This window comes from Microtetraspora sp. AC03309, assembly GCF_020826795.1.
GTDB classification, from domain to species: Bacteria; Actinomycetota; Actinomycetes; order Streptosporangiales; family Streptosporangiaceae; genus Microtetraspora; species Microtetraspora glauca.
In genome coordinates this window covers 1-232 of record NZ_JADDIL010000674.1, presented here as the reverse complement: position 1 = coordinate 232, position 232 = coordinate 1, and the positions used below count along the sequence as shown (strand labels likewise).

The 232-nt window shown below is 79.3% G+C and carries 1 pseudogene; it reads right to left on the bottom strand.

The window, feature by feature from the left end:
• Positions 1–232: pseudogene (locus IMZ11_RS44885) on the bottom strand (serine/threonine protein kinase); the annotation flags it as partial.

The window sequence follows — 232 nt, the reverse complement described above, 5'->3', positions numbered from 1 at the left end:
TACGGATAGGCCCCGGGGTCCGTCGGGTACGGCTGGGGCGGCGGCGGTACGGGCACTCCGGGGGGCGTCGCGGGTCCGCCCGCGGCGGGCGCCGGTCCTTCCGGGGCGGCCACCGCGGCGGCCTCGCTCAGGATGGACGGGCCGGGCGCGGAGTGCTGCAGCAGGCGGAGCAGCACCTGCTCGGCGGAGGGCCGGGTGTGCGGGTCCTTGGACAGGCACGCGGCCACCACGT